Raw genomic sequence first — 19,650 nt, forward strand, 5'->3', positions numbered from 1 at the left:
TCTCCCTGCTTATCGAAGTCGGCGTTGTCTTGTTCCGCGCACTGACAGACTTGTTCTTAATCTTGTCTGAATCGCGGATATCTGAGCTCGCGCCTGAGCTTCATCGATGACACCAGCCTCATATTTGCTCCTGACGGTCGTCACCATGTTGTTAACCATCGGGCTATAAACCTTACCATGCGATCCGCAATGATAAAAAACGCGCTTGGTTTGTTTCGCCTTATCCGCACTGTCAGGCATCAATAACCCGTTTGCCTTTTTATCGCGGTCTGCGCCCATCCCGATATCCGAGAAGAAGCTGGCTTGCCTTCCCCACACTTCCTCAGGAATGAGGTGATGCGCCTGCATTTTGTCATGGGTTGTGCCGCCGAGCGCTCGATTGAGCGCAGTACTGCACAACCCGTTCGGGTCGACCCACTGCGTGGGGCTGACCGCATACTGATAGAAATTGATCCCCCCGGCGTAGCTGATCGGATCGCGAGAAATGAAGCGGCCGACCTCCGGGTCATAGTACCGATGCCGGTTGTAATGCAGACCGGTCTCATGATCGTGGTACTGCCCCATAAAGCGGATCGGGTTAGTCAGCCCTTGTTGATGAGCTGAGGGCGAGTGATGCTCGATTGCGCTGCCCCACGCTTTATATTGCGCGCTCCACGCCACTTCGCCTTGCTGGTCAGTAAGTTCCTGCGGTGTGCCGAGGTGGTCACACTGGTACCACGCGATGGCATCAAAGGCTTGCGCAATCGGCTTGTGATTCCACAGTGGGTCATCTTCCTGAGCGTAGGCATCATCATAGGTGGGTTGATTGGCAAGACTGATCGGCTTGTGACTCAATGCCTGGGCAACGGGAGCGAATGTCGCCGGCTCGAATACATAATGGACAGTACGGCCCGTATCACCATCATGTTGAACCGGACTGCTTTCCCATGCCAGATGGTCACCATCCCAGCCAAACAGCGTGAAACCGCAGCCCAATTCACGCTGTTTGCGGGCATGCTCATTGCGGTTCCAGAGCGAACCGGCCTCTGGACGCTGTTTGTAGTGAGCGCTGGAGTTTTTATGCAAGCGGCGACCGAGTGGGTCGTACGCATAATCCACCACCAGGCGGTCGTCTTCGAAACGCACCAGACGATCGAACAGATCCCATTGCATCTGACTATGACGGCCGTTTTGCCAACGTTTGATCTGGTTTCCACGCGCGTCGTATTCATAGTGCGTCCCGGCATACTCACGCAACAGGTTGTCGAGAAGTTTGCTGCGGGGCGCTGCCTGGTCCAGCGGTCTGATGATTTCAAAAGCCGTGTCATCCAGAGGATTACCGGCCGGATCGAATGCGAAGGTTTCCACGCCAAGACGGGAAACAGCACCGATCAGCCGACCGACTGGATCGTAACGATAGGACAACGGGCCACGGCGACTGTCATTGATATCGGTCAGTTGACCAGCGGCGTCATATTTATAGTCTCGTTTGAGCAGCACAGATTTATCGTCGCTACGCCCGAGCAACTGTTCGAGCAGCCGACCTGCCGGATCCCACTTCTGCGTTTGCAACAAGTGATTGCCTTGATGTCGTGCCACCTCACGATGTAAATCGTCTCGCTCGTAACCGATCAACTCGTGATCGTCCAGACGCATCCCCAGCAAGTGCCCACTGCCATAGGTGAGCCAGCTGACGCGATGCCCGTCAGGGCGGATAGTCGCAACCCGCTGATTGAGCACATCGTACTCATGCTGCCAAACCGCGACTTTCGGACGCTCCAACTGCAGATAGTGTTGATGTTCACGCACCAGGTTGCCAGCCAGGTCATGGAACCATTGCAGGCGGCTATCGGTATTGCTTGCAAAAATGAGGTGGCCGTTGCCGTCATAGGCAAAGGTCTCGCTCTGCTGCTGATCACCCAGAGTGGCGCGACGCTCAATCACGCGGTTCATCGGATCGTAACGCAGCTCGATGCACCGCTCCCCGTTGTACATACTGGCCAGGCGTCCGGATTCCGGCTCATACACATAGCGAGTGGAACGGCCATCGAAACCGGTTTCTTCAAGCAGCCGGCCGATCGGGTCGTAGGTGAAATGCGCACGGCGTTCGTTTTCGTTTTCCAGGGCGACCAGACGACCAAGCTTGTCCCAGCGATACCGGACCGCATGCTCCAGCGCATCAACCCGTTCAGCAATCAATCCTGCGGCGGTGTAATTCCAGGTGGTGCAACGATCCAGGTCATCGACATGAGCCAGCAAACGGCCTTCCGCATCGCGCTCAAAACGCTCTTCGGTCTTGTCCGGGTGCTTGATCAACATCAGTTGCCCGGCGTTGTACGCGTACTCGGTGCTCTGACCGGCGGCATCTGTGAAGCAAACCATTTGCCCACGTTCGTTGTACTCCCAAGCACTGGTCTTGCCTGAGCAGTCGACGTACTCCACCAGTTGCCCGGAAGTATTGTAGGAAAGCTTTTTTTCGTTGCCGTTGGCATCTTTGACGGCGACCAACAGGCTCGCCGGGCTGTAGGCGTATTCGGTCTTGTTGCCCAGGGGGTCGACACTCTCGACAAGATTGCCTTTATCGTCGTAAGCCCTCACCCACTGGCCGCCCTCGGCATCGCTGATCTTGATCAGTTGGTCGAGATCGTCGTAGGCATAGTGCACCACCGTGTCATCGGCACGAATGTGCTCGAGAAGATTGCTTCGCTCGTCGTAGCTGTAGCGTTCAGAACGTCCATCAGCGCGAACGTGGCGAATGACGTTCTTGGCGTCATCGCGGAAGAACCAATCGGAGCGATCATCGGCGTGCCGGATGCGGTAGGTATAACCAAGGCTGTCAAAGTAGTGCCAGGTTTCGTGACCGAGCGCGTCTGTGACATACACCAGACGAATGTTTTCATCCCATTCCAGACGCGTATCGAAACTGCCGTCATCAGCCCACTCGCGAACAGCCTTCGCATCGGCGCCGTCGCCTTGCCACTGCAAATTCATACCCCGGCCAGTGCGGTCGGTGTAACGGGTGATCAGGTGGTGTTGATACTGATAACGCCAGGCAGCACCATTTTCATCCTGGGCCTGAACCAGATCGCCTGCCGAATCGTACACATAGGAACAAAGCTGACGCAGAGGTTCACCGTCACGAATCTCCCAGAGCCCGGTCAAACGCCCCTGTTCGTCAATCATCGTGCCGAGATGCAGATGCACCTTGCCCGGTTCACCTTCATACGTGATCAGGTCAGACAGTACTGTCCGGTCACCCTGCTGATGCTCGTAATGCAACATGAGGCCGGCGCCGCTTCGCAACTCCACACCGACCAGCAAAAACTGTTGACCACGACGCACATAGGTTTCCTTGCGTTCGAAACCACGGCAGAGCAGCAACTTGTCGTCACTCACCCGAACAACGGTGAGATTTTCAATCGCATCGTAGTGAAACAGCCCGATTTCAGGCAGCGGATAGTCATGGCTACGCCCATCCGCATCATGGAACTGCAAGGCACCGTCGACGAGGTCGAAGCGTGTTGTGAATGACGTAATCCATCGTGCACCCAGATCGCCCTGGTCATAGGCCTGCAGGTCTGAGCTGTAGATGCGCGTCCACTCGATCGGGAATGGGCCGGTCAGGTTGAAATCCGTGTGAGCAATACTTTCGGAACCGACCGCAAAGCTGATGCTGTCGCAAGTACCCGGACACGTACCATTTTTTTCCGCATTGGGTTTCTTCTTCGCCGGGACTTCCGTTTTCCTGACTTCTGTTCTGCCCTCACCCGCCCGGTGTTTGGCTTGGCTCGTACCCCCCACCTTCACGTGCCCCGCGACACCACGCCTGTTACGCAGATGCCAGGCTTTCACAGCCTTGGCCAATACGATCAAGAGCGCACCGATGGAAAACGGCATGTTCGGATCGCTGAGTTTTTTTAACTGGGTCCGTAACTCCGGCCCCATGGCAACCAGAATTTTTGTCTGATCGTGGACGAGTTTCTTGGCCTCCTTAGGCAACAAGTGCTTGGCAGCACTGTTCACTACGCCCTTCCCGGCCGCTTTATAGACATCGCAGGCAGCATCAAAAATATTGCTGATAGCTTTGCTGGGGTCATGCAGGAGTTGTCCTCCCACACCGTCCATTTTTTTCCCTGCTCGCTTGAGGTCAACACCCGAATCAAGATCAGCGTCTACGACCGCGTTCAACCCCGTGGCAATCTGCTTCAGGAACTCCTCACCCTTTTGCCCGGCTTTATCCAGTAAATCCGGCAAGGCGGATTGGGCCGTCTTAACGAAATGATCAATCTCGCCAACAATCGTCGCGTTCAGGTGACCGGCAATCACGTTGATCAACGCATCGCCCAAGAGAGCCTTGCCAGCGACCTTCATTTCCTGCCTGACCAGGTAAAGCGTCGGTCGCAGGCTCATGCGTGCGGCAGCCATATTCGCCGGCACAGGTATGACGCCAATAAGGTCGATGCCAAGACTGACCCAATCCAGCGGATCACGCTTTTGACTACGCGATAAAACGGCAATGTCATTCAATACATCGACCAGCGCCATGATGTTGCCGACTACGGGCAGGGCTCCGGCGAAATACTTGATCCGTTCAAGCGTTACATAACCACCACTGACTTCCTGCAGCCATGCATCGAACTTGGCAGCATCGCGTCCGACGTCCGCTACTTGAATCTGATTAAGCGGTACAACAGCGACCTGGGATTCTCGTTTTACCGCAGCAGTTTCAGTCGTCATGACAACATCCAACAGACCGGAGGTCTCTTCGGGTGGTTATTGAAGGTGCAGACCTCTGGCGACCAGGCGATACAACGCCCCTGATCGGAGATCCGGTTCCCTATCGAAATTCAGTGGCTCAGCTGACAACCGCCCCTTTCGGGCCGCTGGCAATGAGTGCCGCACCGCAGGCGGTTTTCATGCCGTCGAGCGCGATGGGCACGCCATCGACGGTGTAGGTGCTGCTGCCCTCGGCAATCGGGAAAATCCCCTTGCACAACGGGCAACTGACCTTGTGACCGAGCCCGGCAATCGGCTTGCCGTTGAGATCGGTCCGGGAGAACGCTTCGAGCACCTTGCCACCGTGAGTGGTGGAGTCGCCCAAGCGAATGGCGTCTTTCATGTTGTCACTCCTTTGACCTTGGCCTGTCTATTGGCACGGATGCACGATGCAGACATTCAAGCGCTGTTCAAACAATGCCCTTGATGCGAAATGCTTCCTTGAGCTGCACCTCTTCATCTTCCTCACCATCCTCAAGACATCTATAGGCACTGTCACCCAGCGCCGAAAGCATGGTCTGGTACAGGCTCAATGATTTGAAATTGACCTGAAGCCACAGAACGCTCTCGTTTTCATGGATCAATCGAGCGTCATAATCAGCGCTGCTGTTGAGCGACCGATCTTTCAAGTAGAGATCACCGGGCTGCACGCGAACACACGCGTCGCTGCCCTCTACTTCGCTCATTACCTTACTGGCAGAGGTGGTGTCGTCGAACACCAGTTTGTATTCGTAACTCATGATCCGTGTGGCCTGTTTCGAACCGTCGGTAGGTCGGCAGGATTGCGCATGCCGATGTGTGTTTTGTTTGGATCGGTGGATATTGATCCACGATCGTCCAGCTGATTTCCGGATGGATCTTCTTTATGGATATGCGCGTTATTGCCTGACTTGTAAGGGCAGGGATTCTGGTTCCCGTACTTATGAACCCTGACCTCGGACCCGTCGGGATGCTTCCACTTTTGATTGACACCATTGTCGTTGGTTTTTGTGAACCCGGCATTAGTCAATGTAGTGCCTGCGCGACGGGTGTTCGTGCCCTTCATGCGAGGCAGATCCGAAGATGCCGAGAGCCCCAGCGGATCGACCCAACTCAATGGGTTAAGCACGTATTGATACAGGTTCAAACCACCTGCAAGGCCAATCGGATCCTTACTGATGAAACGGCCCGTTTCGGGTTCATAGTAGCGATAGCGGTTTAAATGCAGCCCAGTCTCATGATCATGATACTGACCCTGGAACCTTATCGGATTCTTGATCCCGTTCTGTCGCGCCCATTCTGAACGCTGCTCACTGGCAGCCCCCCAAACCTTGTACTGCGCACTCCAAGCAATCTGGCCCTGAGCATCCGTCAGTTCCTGCGGTGTGCCCAAGTGGTCACACTGGTACCAGGCCAACGCATCAAACGGTTTCGCGGTGGGTTCGTCATTCCAGACGGGGTCATTTTCCAGACTGTATTCACCGTTGAATTCGGTCACACCAGACAGACTTATCGGTGCATGACGCACCGCCTGCGCCAGGGGAACATAGGTTTGCGGTTCAAAGACATAGTGAACCGTTCGACCGGGTGTGCCATCCAATTCATCCGGACTGCTCTCCCAGGCCAAATTATCACCGTCCCAGCCATAGAGGGTGAAACCGCAACCATGTTCACGCTGTACGCGACTGTGTTCATTGCGATTCCACTGAGAGCCCGCCTCCGGACGGCGTTTGAAGTGCGCAACGGAGTTTTTGTACAGGCGTCTGCCCAGCGCGTCATAAGCAAAGTCCACCGCAAGGCGGTTGTCTTCGAAATGCACGAGGCGATCAAACAGATCCCATTTCATCTGGCTGCGATTGCCGCTTTTCCAGCGCTGAATCATGTTGCCGCGATCGTCATACTCGAAATGAGTGCCTGCGTACTCCAGCAACAAATTGTCGACCAGTTTGTCGCGCGGCGGGGTCAGGTCCAGCGGCCCACGCATTTCCATGGCTTTGTTCTCTAACAGATTGCCCGCTGGATCGAACGCGAATGTTTCCTCACCATGGCGAGTAAGCGCGCTGAGCAACCGCCCGACGGGGTCGTAGAGATAAGCGTGAGCACCACGACGCGAATCACTGATGCCAGACAGTTGGGTGGCCGCGTCATATTGATATTCACGTTTGAGCAGGGTCGCTTTGTCATCACGTCGACCGACCAACTGCTCCTGGAGGCGCCCCAACGGGTCCCACTTTTGCGTTTGCAGCAAAAAGTTGCCTTGATGCCGTGCCACCTCTCGATGCATGTCATCGCGTTCATAGCTGATCAGCTCGTGATCATCAAGCCGCATACCCAACAGATGACCGCTGCCATACGTAAGCCAGCTGACACGATGCCCGTCCGGACGGAGGGTGGAAACACGTTGATTCAACGCATCGTAGTCGTGTCGCCAGACAGCGACGGTTGGCTTTTCCAATGAAAGATAGTAATGGTGCTCGCGCTGAAGGTTACCGGCCAGATCATGAAAGAACTGCAGGCGACTGTCAGCGTTTTCGGCCAACACCATTTTGCCGTTACCATCGTAGGCGAACGCCTCACTCTGCACCTGGTCCCCAAGACTGGCTCGACGCCCCGTCACTCGCCCCATCGGGTCGAAGCTAAATGAAACTGCGCGTTCACCGTTGATGATGCGTGCCAGACGGCCGGTTTCAGGATCGTACTGATAGTAAGAAGTGTGACCATCTACTCCGGTTTCGGACAACAGGCGCCCAAGCGAGTCATAGCGAAATAGCGTGGAGCGACCATTCTCGTTTTCCACCTCGGTCAACCGACCCAACGTATCCCAGCTGTAACGCTGGATCTGTTCTGCTGCGTCGACTCGTTCAATCACCAACCCTGCGGCGTTGTAACGCCAGGTAATGCAATGGTCGAGGCCATCGGTATGTGCAAGCATCCGGCCTTCGGCGTCACGTTCGAAACGCTCTTCGGTCTTGTCGGGATGCCTGATCAGTACCAATTGACCTGCGCGGTATTCGTACTCTGTACTTTCGCCGCAGGCGTCCGTGAAACAAATCATCTGCCCACGTGAGTTGTATTCCCAGGCACTCGTCTTGCCAGAACAGTCGGTGTATTCGACCAGCTGCCCAAGGTCATTGTATTCAAGGGCTTTTCCGTTTCCGTTGGCGTCTTTGATGGCGACTGGTACACCCGCCGAGTTATAGGCGTACTCGGTCTTGTTCCCTAGCGGGTCGGTCGCCTCAACGAGATTGCCTTGATCGTCAAAGCCGTGTTGCCATTGTCCACCCTCGGCATCACTGATCTTGATCAACAGGTCTTGATCGTCATAGGCGAAATGCACTTCGGTGTTGTCGGCCCGGATGTGTTCGAGGAGATTGCCTCGCTCGTCGTAGCTGTAACGGTCTGTGCTGCCATTGGCATGCACGTGTCTGATCAGGTTTTTTGCGTCATCACGGAACAGCCACTCGGAACGTTCGTCGGGATGACGGATGCGGTAGGTGTAGCCAAGGATGTCGTAGTAATGCCATGTCTCGTTGCCGTGAGCATCGGTGACGTAGGTCAGGCGAATGTTTTCATCCCATTCAAGGCGCGTATCAAAGCTGCCGTCATCCGCCCATTCCCGAATGGCTTTGGCATCGGGTCCCTGGCCAAGCCACTCAATATTCATGCCCCGCTCGGTTCGATCCGTATAGCGGGTTATCAGATGTTGTTGATACTGATAATTCCAGACTGCGCCATTTTCGTCCTGAGCCAGGATGAGGTCACCCTGGGTGTCGTATTGATACGCACACAGTTGACGCTCCGGTTGACCTTCACGAATTTCCCAAAGCCCCGTAAGGCGCCCGTGGTCATCCATCATTGTGCCGATATGCGTGAGGACATTCGTCACGTCGCCCTGATAGGTCATCAGGTCGGATAACACAGGAATGGTCCCATGGTGATGCTCATAATGCAGTTTGATACCCGCACCGCTGCGCAGGACAACGCCACTCAATAGATAACGTTGTCCACTTCGAACATAGGTCTCCCGACGCTCGAAACCACGACAAATCAGTAACTCTGTTTCGTCAACTCGAACCAGTGTGATGTTTTCTATCGCGTCGTAATGAAACTGCCCGACTTTCGGTAGAGGGAAAGTGTGACTACGACCATCTATATCGTGGAACGCCAAGCCGTCGTCGACACAGTCGATTCGGGTTGTAAATTCAGTGACCCACCGAGCGCCCAATTCGCCCTGATCGTAAGTGCTGAGTCGTGAGTTATAGGTGCGCACCCACTCGATTGAAAAAGGACCTGGCAAGCGGAAGTCAACATGGCTGAGGCTTTCTGATCCCATAGCGAAGCTGATACTGTTTCCGGTACCTGACTTGACGCCGTTCTTGCACCTGTTGCAGTTTGCTGATGCGGGGGCCTGACGACTGCTGGCTTCAAGACGGCCTTCGCCAGCCTTGTGCTTGGCCTGGGTGGTAGCATTGGGCTTGACGCCTGCGCTTTGCCCGTGTCCGCGACGTTTGCGGAAACTGGTCACGGCGCCGCCCAATACTTGAATCAACCAACCGATTGAATGCCGAGTGCCAGGGTCAGCCAATTTGCCCAGCTGGCTACGCAACTCCGGACCCAGCGCTTTCAGCGAAGTGGTGTGTTTGAGCACCAACTGCCTGGCCTGCTCCGGTAGCAGGTTCTTCGCCGCGGTATTGGCTACGCCTTTCCCCGCCGCCTTATATGCACTGAATGCTGCACCAAAAATATTGCTGATCGCAGCTTTTGGATCATTGAGCAACTGGTCACCGGCGGCGCTCAACTTTTTCTTGGCTGCCTGAACATCCCCCTTGGCATTCAGGTTGCCATTGACCGTTGTCTCCAGACCTTTGGCGATTTCGGTAATTGCGCTCTGACCCAGTTCGCCCGCATCGTTGAGAATACCCGCCAGTTTTGGTTGGGCCTGCTTCACAAAGTCATCGATGGTGCCAACGATTGTGGCGTTCAAATGCCCGACCAACACCTCGATCATCGAATCACCCAACAGCACTTTGGCGCTATTGCGTAACTCCTGACGCACAAGAAACAGCGTCGGACGCAAACTCATACGAGCCGCCGCCATCGTCGGTGGAGCAGGCAGCACACCGATCAAGTTGATACCCAGACTGACCCAGTCGAGCACTTCTCGTTGTTTGCTTTTGGCGAGAGTCACAATGTCACCCAAGGCATCGACCAGGGCCATGATGTTGCCAATAACAGGCAAGGCACCCGCGACATTCTTGATGCGGTCCAAAGTCACCACACCGCCGCTTATCGATTGCAGCCATGCGTCAAACACCGCAGCGCCGCGCCCTACGTCCTGGAGGTCCAGCGTATTGAGTGGAACGATGGCAACCTGAGGCTCACGTTTCACAACAGCAGTTTCAGTCGTCATGACAGCATCTCACCCGCCAGCAGGCCCGGGGTTTTAATAGAAGTTTTTGGTAGGGCTGGAGCAGGAAGCGTTGGCAACTTGCCCGCCTTGCTCGCCGCCCCCAAAATCCCCGAAGCACTCGGCAGCGCCGCACTCGCCAGTTTCGGCAACCCGGCCGCCCCGCCCTGCACCGCCCCCTTCACCTGCTGCGCCGTTTGCATCGCGCCTTGGGCGGTCTGCATGGCGCCCATGCCGGTCTGGGCCAGTTCCTTGCCCTTTTCCAGCATGTCCCAGTTCTTGTTCGGCAGGACCTGCGCAACCATCGCCTGCACCTGGCTCGGTACGTCTTCAGCGCTTGGCGGTTTCAGTGGCCATTCCGGTTTGCCGATGTAGCTGCCTTCACTCCAGGTGTCCGCCGGGTCCTTGCCGAACAGCACGCGCGCAGGCCCCGGGGCGGCGCCGGCGACGCTGGCGAAACCCTTGGCGTCGAGCTTGCCCTTGATGCTTTTGCCCAAGGCGTCGATCACTTCGTAATCGCCTTCCTTGATGCCCTGACGCCCGGCGTATTGGTTGAACAACTCCAGATTGCCCTTGCCCGGTTTCGGCGGTTCCGGGAACACGCCGGCCAGACTTTTCGCACCGGTGTAGGCGAAGTTCGCTGCGTGCGCGGTGTACGGGCCGCTGGTGGCGTGGGTGATGCCGCCGGCGTTGTAGGTGGTGGCGCTGCCGCCGCCCTGGATCACCAGTTCTGTCTTGGCGGTGATGGTGATGCGGTCGGCGTTGGCAGTGATGTTGAGTTTGGCCAGCAGGTTGATGCTGTCCTTCAGCGCACGCACGTCGATGTCGCCGGACGCGGCTACCAGACGCCAACCCATGCTTTGCACGAACAGGCGCATGCCGCGACTGGCACTGGCCAGCAGGCGTTTGCCGATGGAGAAACTGGTGTGCCCGGTGCTGCTCAGCGCCAGGTGTTCGCCGGTGGCGATGTGGCTGGAGCGCGGGGTGGTCAGGGCGATGCCGGCGGGACTGGCGAGCACCAGATGCGGCTCGGTGAATTCCGGAAATTCGTTGGCGGTCATGTTCGCTGGGCCTGAGCCGAGCACGCCTTGATGCTGCGCGTGCAAGGCTTTGGCCACGTCGTCCTGATCGCCGGCCTCCTGCGCTTGTAGCTCTTTGGCCTGCACCGCAAAACCATCTTGCTGGTCGCTCGCGGTGGCGAGACGTTCAGCGGTTTCCGGCAGGTCCTTGTGGTGCTTGGATTCGTTCGGACGCGGCTCGGTGGTGATCAGCAAACCGGCGCCAGCACGCACCGCGCCATGGCGGTCGGTGCGCAGCTCGAAACCTTCGCCACGGGGCTGACCGCCGCTCGGGCGCGGATGGGTCAGGTAGCCGAGGTTGATCGCACTGGCGCCGTGATCACTGCGCAGCGCGATGCTGATCTCGCTGGTGGTGTCGTCGATGCGCAGTTCGTTGGCGCGGCTGCCCTTGTATTCCTTGCTCTTGACCGTCGCCAGAGTCTTGAAGTCCGGCAGTTTGTACGGCGGCAGATTCGCGCCGTGGTACAGGCAACCGGTAATCAGCGGCTGATCGGGATCGCCTTCGAGGAAGGTGATCAACACCTCCATGCCGACCCGCGGAATGTTGATCGCGCCAAAGGTTTCCGCGGCCCAGTTTGAGGCCACGCGCATCCAGCAACTGGTCTTGTCGTCGTGCTCGCCTTCGCGGTCCCAGAAAAACTGCACCTTCACCCGACCGTACTGGTCGCAGTAGATCTCTTCGCCCTCAGGGCCGCAGACCACGGCGCTCTGGGTGCCGAGCACTTTCGGTTTCGGGTGATCGAGCGGCGGACGGTACGGCACGTCCCACGGGATCGCATTGAAGCGGTTGCGATAGCCCTGGTGGAAATCGTCCTTGTTGTCGGTGGTGTCGCTGGTCACCGACTCTTCAAGCACTTGCGGCTGTTTGCCTTCGTGGAAGATCTCGGTGAGCAGCCACAGGTCGTTCCACGTCGGGTTGGCGTGTTCGGTCAGGGCGAGGAAATGCCCGCTGACCAGAATCGGCTGATCGCTGTTGCCCTCGGCCAGTCGATAGTCCGTGCGATGGCGTTCCAGTGCACGGTTGGCCAGGTGTTTGCCGCGCTCGCGATCAACGAAACGCCCCGGGTAATCGTAATCTTCCAGATCCGGCTGGGCGTTGCTCTTGGCGTCGCTTTCCAGCTCGATCTTCGGTTTGACGAAGTCGTAATCGCGGCGCGTGGTGCGGCTGGTGCGGGTCGCCAGACGCAGGCCGAAACGCTTGACCACCGGTTGATCGGCGACCAGCCCGGAGTCCTGTTGATAGGCCACTGGCGCCAGTTTCGGGAACACCGTCTGGTCATCGCCGAACATCAGTTTGTGGCCGCTGGCGGTGTGCTGGAAGTGGTAGTGAATCCCCTCTTCCTCACACAGGCGCTGGACGAAATGCAGATCGCTTTCGTCGTACTGCACGCAGTAGATGCGCTCCGGGTAAATCGCGCTCAACTGAAAGTGATAGTCGCTGGCGAGAATGCCGTGTTCTTCCAGCACCTTGCTGATGATCTGCTGCACGGTCATCTGCTGGAAGATGCGCTGATTGACCCGATGCGCGAGGTACGACAGCTGCGGGCGCAGGGAGATTTTGTAGCGGGTCAGGCGCTTGCCGGCCTCGCCCTGGGCGATGCTGTAGATCAGCCCGTGAATCCCCGTGCCGCTGGGCGACAGCTGCAGGAACGCGAGTTTGTGCAGCAGGCTTTCGAGGTTGATCGAGGCCTTCTCACTGACCAGTTCCAGTTCGAATTCGAAGGGGGTGTTGAGCGCCTCTTTCCCGGTGAACGACAGCACCTGGAAATCGCTGTCCGCGCCATCGATGGTCAGATTGAAATGAGGCTGATTGGCCGGTGAGAACATCCCTTGTTCCTCGCGCAATGCTGCGACGGGCGCCGGTTCCGTGGAGCGTGGCGCACGCAAAAAATTCTGTAGGTCAAAGCCGCCCCGGCCAGCCGCACTGGCCGGGGCGGTACAACAATCAGTCGCGATTAAACGACTGGAGCACGCCAGTCATCGGAACCCGAAGTACCGGAGACTTCGTGGGTCCAGGTGATTTTACGGTAGGTGAACTGCACTTCTTCCAGGTGGGTGAAGTGCGCGTTGCCTGGATCCTGGCAGTTGTGCATTTTGTTGTTGATGGCGACGATGATCGCGTCTTCCAGTTTGGTGGTGTAGTAGTGCTCTTGAGTACCTTGAGCCGAAGTACGGTACCACTGGATAACGATTTCGCTCATGCGCTCGCCGGAAGTCAGTGCTGCTTGCAGCAGTGGCGAAGCCTTGTCGTAGACCTTGGTGATCACCACTGGTTTGTGCACGCGCTGACCGGTTGGCTGACCGGATTGCGGGTCACGCGGGATGATCACGTCGTGGGTGAATGCCTGAACCATGACCTGGTCTTCGTGACCTTCCTGGAAGGTGTTGCCCACGGAGTCGGCGGTGAATGCGCCGGCAGTGATCAGACCTTGTTTTTCGCCAGTGACGGACATGTACGCTGGTGTTGCCATGGGGATGCTCTCCTTGCTTGAAAAAACACACCGACAGGCACCATTGCCCGTCCGGGTGTCTGCTCAGATATCAAAATCCATGCCAGCCATCATCTAGCTATTACCGATCAAGGATTTAGCGACCATGTCTTCGCGCTCTAACGCTTTAAACGTCGACAAACAGAAAAAAGTGCGCAAGAAGTTGCGCAGTACTGTGCAACTTCTTGCGCACTTGGCTGGAGGGCACGGTTTATAAGGGTTTGAAGGGCGTTCTCGGGTGAAATCCGCGAAACAACTGCGCAACTTTTTGCGCAGTTGTGATGTTTAGATTTTCGGCTCTGACGCCGCCACTTGCAGTTGACGATAAGCGTCCACCAGTTGCTGAAGATTGAACGCGAGATTCCTGCCGCTCGGGTTCGGCAACACCCACACCTGCGCGCCGCCAAAGGTCTTTGCCTGCGGTCCCCACGCCACGACTTTCTGCCCCGACAACGCGGCATACGCAGGCTTGCCCAGAAACGCCACATAGCGCGGCGCATAGCGGGTGATCTTCTGTTCAAAGCCCATGGCCGCTGCGGCGAACTCCGCCACCGCCAACTGATCCGCCCGCGCCGTCGGCCGCTCGACCACCGCCGTCAACCCGCAGCCAAATTGCACAAGGCTGCGGTCATCCTCCGCCTGCACTTCATGCGGCGTGAACCCGGCCAGGTGCAAGGTGCGCCAGAAGCGATTACTGCGCCCGGCAAAATGATGCCCTTGCGATGCCGCGAGCAAGCCCGGATTGATCCCACAGAACACCACCGAAAGCCCCGGCACAAGAATGTCCTCAAGCCCTTCACCCGCCATGCACCCGCCCTCGCTCGCAAACATTTGCAATACCCCCCACGGCAAACTCTAGAATGGCAGCCCCATCCACAGAGACAACAACACGATGGACGTTATTCAGACCCTGCGCTGCTTCGTCACCGTCGCCCAGAGCGGCAGCTTCACCGCCGCAGCCGATGTGCTCGACACCACCACGACCAACGTGTCCAAAGCCGTCTCCAGCCTCGAAGCCCGGTTGCACACGCGCCTGATCAACCGCACCACCCGCCGCCTCGCCTTGACCGAAGCCGGCGTGCGTTATTTGCAGCGCGCCGAAAAAATTCTCGATGACCTGCGCGAAGCCGATGAAGAAGCCGGCACCGCCCAGACCCTGCCGGTCGGGCGCCTGAAGATCCACGCCATGGCTGCGATCGGCAACCACTACGTGATCAACGCCATCGCCCGCTACCGCGAGATTCACCCCTCGGTGATGTTCGACCTGAACCTGAGCAATCGCCTGCCCGACCTGATCGAAGAAAGCTACGACATGTCCATCGTTCTTGCCCGCGACCTGCCCGATTCCGGCTTCGTCGCGCAACGCCTGGGCACCACCTACAGCATCCTTTGCGCCTCGCCGAGCTACCTCGCCAAACGCGGCCACCCCGCCACACCCGCCGACCTCAGCGCGCACGACTGCCTGCGCATCGTCAACACGGTGATGCCCGCAGAAAACTGGGTGTTCGAAGGGCCACAAGGCATGGAAACGCAGAATATCCCGGACTCGCCTTTCCACATCAACACCGCCGACGGCATGGCCACGGCGATCAGAAATGGCATGGGCATCGGCATTCAGCCGCTGGCATCAGCCGTCGAAGGATTGGAGGGAGGCACTTTGGTGCGGGTCCTGCCGGAGTACCGCCTGGAGGAATACAACCTGTTCGCGATCTACCCGTCGCGCAAATTCGTCGACGCCAAAATCAAGACCTGGGTGGAGTTCCTGAAAACCGCCATCCCACAACTGCTGGCGTCCGATGAGGACACGGCCGGCGCCAGACAACTCGCCAACGCTTAGTGCCGCAGACCTGGAGTGTCGACCCTCCAGCGCCTGCACCGACATCAACCGTTGGAACAACCGCTGCCCATCACCTGGTATTGCACGACATGCCGCGCACCGTTCGAGTCGTCATAAGTCATCTGCGCAGGCACCACGCCGCACTGCTCACTGGTGTCAGAGATCGAGATCACATGAGCGATGTCGAGTTGAGTCGCATAGTTATAGACCTCTACCTCGGGGCTGGCAGGTGCGTCAGCAGCAAACGCCTGCGCACCGATACCGCCAAGGACCAGAAGAAGAGCGATTTTTGAAAGCTTCATGATGTTCACCGTCTTGTGAGGAACCGTGTTGGGTCACGGGTTGCAGACGATGTTAGGGCTTGAAGCGCACGGCAAAAATCGGTCGGCTGGACAAACACTGTGTCCAAAATGGTGATGAATAAAACCTGCACACCGTGGACACCCAATTCGCGAGCAAGCTCGCTCCCACAGGTTTTGTGTCCGACACTGCATTCGTGAACGCCGCAAAACCAATGTGTGCGAGCCTGCTCGCGAAAGCGCCAGCCCAGTCACTGATGATGCAGAAACTACCGCGCCCCACGCGCCCCAGGCCTGAAGCCATGCACCCGCGCCCACCACGCAATCGCAAATCCCACACCCACCAACACCACCATCGCCCACGGAAACGAGGCAACACCCCATTTGTCCAGCAACACCCCACCGACCACCCCGCTGCCGGCAATCGCGCTGTTCCATGCCACTACATTCAGCGATAACGCCACATCGGCGCCGTCCCCTGCCGCGTCCGCCAACGCCGTTTGCAACAACGTCGCCGCGCCGCCGAAGCTCAGTCCCCACACCGCTACACCGACGTAGATCACTTCCGGCACGCGCCCCAGCAAACCCAGTACCACGCACACTGCCGCAAACGTCGCGAGGCTCACCAACACCGTCTTGCGCAGCAGCGGCTCCACCAGTTTCGCGGTCAGCCAGATCCCCGCCAGCGCGGCGATGCCAAAGACCAGCAACACCAGATCCACGCGATCCTGTAGCCCTGCCGGTGCCACGAACGGCGCGATGTAGGTGTAGAGAATGTTGTGCGCCAGCATCCAGCTGATCACCACCGCCAGCACCGGTCGAACACCCGGCGTCGTCAACACGCTGCGCAGTGACATGCGCTGATGCGCAGGTTGCGGCGGATAGTCCGGCACCTTCACCAACACCCAGACGATCAATATCAAGGTCATGGCCGACATGATGCCGAACGTCGTCCGCCAGCCCACAAGCCCGCCCAGCCAGGTACCGAGCGGCACACCCAGCGACAGGGCAATCGGCGTACCGACCATGGCCAGCGCCAACGCCTTGCCCTGTTGATCGGGTTCGACCATGCGCCGGGCATAACCGGCCAGCAGACTCCAGGCCAACCCCGCCGAAACTCCCGCGAAGAACCTTGCCACCAGCGTCACCCCATAGTGGGATGACAACGCCGTGATCGAATTGAACAGCAGGAATCCCACAACGGTCAGCAGCAACACATTGCGCCGACGCCAGCCGCGCGTCGCAATGGTCATGGGTATGACCGCCAGCACCGAACCCAACGCATACGCGGTGACCATTTGGCCGGCCATCGACGGCGAAATCTCCAGGCCTTCGCTGATCAGAGGTAACAGGCCCGCAGGCAGCGTTTCAGTGACAATACAGATGAACCCGGTCATCGCCAGCGCCAGCAATGCGCCGACGGGCAGGCGTTTGGGCGCTGCCGATAAAGTGATTGAAGGTGTCACGGGAAGCTCCTTGAGCAGAGAAATTCAGACTTAGATACCGATCGATATAAAATACTGGCGGCAGGTCCCGCTCGTTGTCAACGACTTATGTATCGACTAGTATCTAAATCATCTTTTCGAGGAGTTCCGATATGGCGAGAATGGGCCGCCCCCGCGCTTTCGACCGCGACGACGCCGTCGATCAGGCCATGCAACTGTTCTGGCAACACGGCTACGACTCCACTTCCCTCGCCTTGTTGAAGGCGGAACTGGGTGGCGGCATTTCCGCGCCGAGCTTCTACGCCGCGTTCGGCTCCAAGGAAGCCCTGTTCGATGAATGCGTGCAGCGTTACCTGGCAACCTTCGCCCAGGTCACCGAATGCCTGTGGGATGAAACCCTGCCACCGCGCCAAGCCATCGAAACCGCCCTGCGCCAGTCCGCGCGCATGCAGTGCGACGACGGCCACCCCAAGGGCTGCATGGTCACCCTCGGCGTCATGAGCGCGCCAGGCCCGGAGAATGCCCGCGTGGTCGAAGCCCTCACCCGGTCCCGCGCCCGCACTCGAGCGGGGATTGTGGCGTGTGTCGAGCGTGGGATTCGCGAGGGTCAGCTACCCGAGCAGACTGACGCCGTCGCGATGGCGACCGTGTTTGACAGCTTTCTGCAGGGGATTTCCATACTGGCGCGGGATAACACCGCGCTTGCGGTGATTGATGCGGCGATCAGTCAGGTGATGTTGGCGTGGGACATTACTGCCTCACCCTGAACATTGGCTTCAACAACGAAGTTTCTGATGGTGAAGTCAATCAGATTTTTTTCATCAGGCCGCGATGAACACGAGATGGGGGGTTATCACAGATCCAATGTAGGAGTGAGCCTGCTCGCGATAGCGGTGTGTCAGACAACGGAAATGTCAGAGACATACCGCTATCGCGAGCAGGCTCACTCCTGCAGGGTTCGGTGATGAATGTGGGGTTCTCGATTGAAGGCAATCCCGTCCATAATCCCCTCCCCCAAATGGACCGAAACAGGACGTGTGAAATGGACACCACTCAATGGCTTGAGTTGTTCGAACGAGCTTTTCGCGGCATGGAGAAGAACCTTGAGCAAGTGCTGCAACTCAACAGTTGCCGCGAACACTGGATTCAGGCGCAAATCAGCCTTCAAGCCTGGTTCGAAGACGAGGTCGAGATCTGGACAGACCTGCCAATAGGCGATCGACGCAAAGCCGATCTGTACTCATTGGACGACAACGGCGCAACAAGGATGGTCGCCGAAATCAAATGCCTGGGCGATGTCTCGCAGGCCAAGTGCCTGGAAGGCGATTGGTCGGTGCGGGCCGATGTCGACCGTTTGCGCTCTTTCGAATGTCCGACCCGCCTGTTCGTTCTGGTCATCGCCAAAGGCGAGCGCGAAACCAACACCGGACGCCGCCTTCGCGAAGATGAATGGGTGGATGGCCGGACCTGCGTCAGTGTCGATCTGAAATTTGCTCTGGTCCGGATGTGGGCGTTGTAAGTTCGGATCGCGATTCACTGTGCACGCGACATGGGCCGCTGCGACCAAGGATTGCCAATGCTAATTGTGTTCAGCGGCCTGGCAGGAACCTGGCACAGTGTCGTGGTTGATGGCGTGAATCCGCTGGCTGAAAACCGGCAAGCGTGGGCCGACATTGCGGCGCGGGAGGATGGGCAACTGAGTCGCCAGGGGAAGCTAACCTGTTGGCGATTGCGGAGGGTCAGCCAAAGAGGATGGCGGCTGACACGGCCTCTTCACGAGCAAGCTCGCTCACAGGGTTACTGCGGTGAACTCAGGATTGACGGCTAGTCGAGATCATTGTGGGAGCTAGCCTGCTGGTGAATGCGGTGCGTGACGATCTCCAGCCCCTCTCCCACTTCCGGCACCTGAAAGTAACGTGTGATCAAATCAAACTCCGCATCCGACGCCGCGAACTCATGCTCGGCCAGCGCGTTGCGTGCATGCAGCCGGGCGCGGCAGGTGGCGTCATCCACGTCGAGATGGTGCAGGCAATGCGGCACCCGCGCGCTATCCGCCAGCCCTCGCAACCACTGCCGATCTGCCACAGTATTGGCTGGAAAATCCAGCACCACACTCACCCCCGCCGCCAGCACATCGATCACCAGCGGCCCCAGCACCCCGCGAATCTGTCGCGCGCATCGAACGTAATCCGCTACGGATTTGATCTGCTGCGGATACAGCCGCGACAGCCACTGATCTTCACTCAGCACAATCGCGCCGTGCTCCTCTGCAAGCGATTTGGCCAGTGTGGATTTGCCCGAGGCGATCTTGCCGCACATCAGGTGTAATGTCGGTGCACACATCGGGGACGCTTCCTTAT

13 protein-coding genes are annotated in these 19,650 nt (G+C 57.9%); 3 read left to right on the forward strand and 10 right to left on the reverse strand.

Going from position 1 to position 19,650, the window contains the following annotated elements; genetic code table 11:
* Positions 1-9 precede the first annotated feature (9 nt).
* From KKQ10_RS04520 to mug, 7 genes are all read right to left on the reverse strand, one after another.
* Complete coding sequence (locus tag KKQ10_RS04520) at positions 10-4,716, reverse strand: RHS repeat-associated core domain-containing protein (RefSeq protein WP_215500350.1); 4,707 nt, start codon at positions 4,714-4,716, stop codon at positions 10-12.
* 118 nt (positions 4,717-4,834) lie between these two features.
* A complete protein-coding gene (locus KKQ10_RS04525) occupies positions 4,835-5,098 on the reverse strand; it encodes a PAAR domain-containing protein (protein ID WP_039771176.1) in 264 nt (87 codons plus the stop codon).
* Positions 5,099-5,165: 67 nt separating this feature from the next.
* Positions 5,166-5,495 (reverse strand): hypothetical protein, encoded by a 330-nt coding sequence (locus KKQ10_RS04530; protein ID WP_215500351.1) that lies wholly within the window; start codon positions 5,493-5,495, stop codon positions 5,166-5,168.
* A complete protein-coding gene (locus tag KKQ10_RS04535; RefSeq protein ID WP_215500352.1) occupies positions 5,492-10,144 on the reverse strand; it encodes an RHS repeat-associated core domain-containing protein in 4,653 nt (1,550 codons plus the stop codon). The genes KKQ10_RS04530 and KKQ10_RS04535 overlap by 4 nt, the downstream gene beginning before the upstream one ends.
* A complete protein-coding gene (locus KKQ10_RS04540; RefSeq protein WP_215500353.1) occupies positions 10,141-13,047 on the reverse strand; it encodes a type VI secretion system Vgr family protein in 2,907 nt (968 codons plus the stop codon). Before KKQ10_RS04540 ends, KKQ10_RS04535 begins: the two co-directional genes overlap by 4 nt.
* Before the next feature lie 128 nt (positions 13,048-13,175).
* Positions 13,176-13,691, reverse strand: a complete 516-nt coding sequence (locus KKQ10_RS04545; RefSeq protein WP_008084998.1) for an Hcp family type VI secretion system effector — start codon at positions 13,689-13,691, stop codon at positions 13,176-13,178.
* Between the two features lie 303 nt (positions 13,692-13,994).
* Positions 13,995-14,516 carry a G/U mismatch-specific DNA glycosylase gene (gene mug / locus KKQ10_RS04550; protein WP_215500393.1) on the reverse strand — a complete coding sequence of 174 codons (522 nt, stop codon included), beginning with the start codon at positions 14,514-14,516 and terminating at the stop codon, positions 13,995-13,997.
* Positions 14,517-14,601: 85 nt separating this feature from the next.
* On the opposite strand from mug, the gene KKQ10_RS04555 reads away from it, so the two are divergent.
* Complete coding sequence (locus KKQ10_RS04555; protein WP_215500354.1) at positions 14,602-15,546, forward strand: LysR family transcriptional regulator; 945 nt, start codon at positions 14,602-14,604, stop codon at positions 15,544-15,546.
* A gap of 44 nt (positions 15,547-15,590) precedes the next feature.
* On the opposite strand, the gene KKQ10_RS04560 is transcribed toward KKQ10_RS04555, so the two are convergent.
* Both KKQ10_RS04560 and KKQ10_RS04565 read right to left on the reverse strand, forming a co-directional pair.
* Positions 15,591-15,848: a DUF2790 domain-containing protein gene (locus KKQ10_RS04560; protein ID WP_215500355.1), complete on the reverse strand. Its 258-nt coding sequence runs from the start codon at positions 15,846-15,848 to the stop codon at positions 15,591-15,593.
* A gap of 266 nt (positions 15,849-16,114) precedes the next feature.
* On the reverse strand, positions 16,115-17,311 hold the full coding sequence (locus KKQ10_RS04565; protein ID WP_215500356.1) for an MFS transporter: 1,197 nt from the start codon (positions 17,309-17,311) through the stop codon (positions 16,115-16,117).
* A gap of 131 nt (positions 17,312-17,442) precedes the next feature.
* Here KKQ10_RS04565 and KKQ10_RS04570 point away from each other — a divergent pair, with 131 nt between their 5' ends.
* Complete coding sequence (locus KKQ10_RS04570; protein WP_127646745.1) at positions 17,443-18,057, forward strand: TetR/AcrR family transcriptional regulator; 615 nt, start codon at positions 17,443-17,445, stop codon at positions 18,055-18,057.
* Between the two features lie 275 nt (positions 18,058-18,332).
* On the forward strand, positions 18,333-18,809 hold the full coding sequence (locus tag KKQ10_RS04575; RefSeq protein WP_215500357.1) for a hypothetical protein: 477 nt from the start codon (positions 18,333-18,335) through the stop codon (positions 18,807-18,809).
* 305 nt (positions 18,810-19,114) lie between these two features.
* On the opposite strand, the gene KKQ10_RS04580 is transcribed toward KKQ10_RS04575, so the two are convergent.
* A complete protein-coding gene (locus KKQ10_RS04580) occupies positions 19,115-19,633 on the reverse strand; it encodes a P-loop nucleotide/nucleoside kinase family protein (RefSeq protein WP_215500358.1) in 519 nt (172 codons plus the stop codon).
* Between the last annotated feature and the right edge of the window lie 17 nt (positions 19,634-19,650).

It is taken from the genome of Pseudomonas sp. MG-9 (assembly GCF_018729515.1).
Classification (GTDB): Bacteria; Pseudomonadota; Gammaproteobacteria; order Pseudomonadales; family Pseudomonadaceae; genus Aquipseudomonas; species Aquipseudomonas serboccidentalis.

Bases quoted from the DNA above. Each gene is read 5' to 3' on its own strand.
- KKQ10_RS04520 (WP_215500350.1), bottom strand. From the start codon at position 4,716: ATGACGACTGAAACTGCTGCGGTAAAACGAGAATCCCAGGTCGCTGTT.
- KKQ10_RS04525 (WP_039771176.1), bottom strand. From the start codon at position 5,098: ATGAAAGACGCCATTCGCTTGGGCGACTCCACCACTCACGGTGGCAAG.
- KKQ10_RS04530 (WP_215500351.1), bottom strand. From the start codon at position 5,495: ATGAGTTACGAATACAAACTGGTGTTCGACGACACCACCTCTGCCAGT.
- KKQ10_RS04535 (WP_215500352.1), bottom strand. From the start codon at position 10,144: ATGACGACTGAAACTGCTGTTGTGAAACGTGAGCCTCAGGTTGCCATC.
- KKQ10_RS04540 (WP_215500353.1), bottom strand. From the start codon at position 13,047: ATGTTCTCACCGGCCAATCAGCCTCATTTCAATCTGACCATCGATGGC.
- KKQ10_RS04545 (WP_008084998.1), bottom strand. From the start codon at position 13,691: ATGGCAACACCAGCGTACATGTCCGTCACTGGCGAAAAACAAGGTCTG.
- mug (WP_215500393.1), bottom strand. From the start codon at position 14,516: ATGGCGGGTGAAGGGCTTGAGGACATTCTTGTGCCGGGGCTTTCGGTG.
- KKQ10_RS04555 (WP_215500354.1), top strand. From the start codon at position 14,602: ATGGACGTTATTCAGACCCTGCGCTGCTTCGTCACCGTCGCCCAGAGC.
- KKQ10_RS04560 (WP_215500355.1), bottom strand. From the start codon at position 15,848: ATGAAGCTTTCAAAAATCGCTCTTCTTCTGGTCCTTGGCGGTATCGGT.
- KKQ10_RS04570 (WP_127646745.1), top strand. From the start codon at position 17,443: ATGGCGAGAATGGGCCGCCCCCGCGCTTTCGACCGCGACGACGCCGTC.
- KKQ10_RS04575 (WP_215500357.1), top strand. From the start codon at position 18,333: ATGGACACCACTCAATGGCTTGAGTTGTTCGAACGAGCTTTTCGCGGC.
- KKQ10_RS04580 (WP_215500358.1), bottom strand. From the start codon at position 19,633: ATGTGTGCACCGACATTACACCTGATGTGCGGCAAGATCGCCTCGGGC.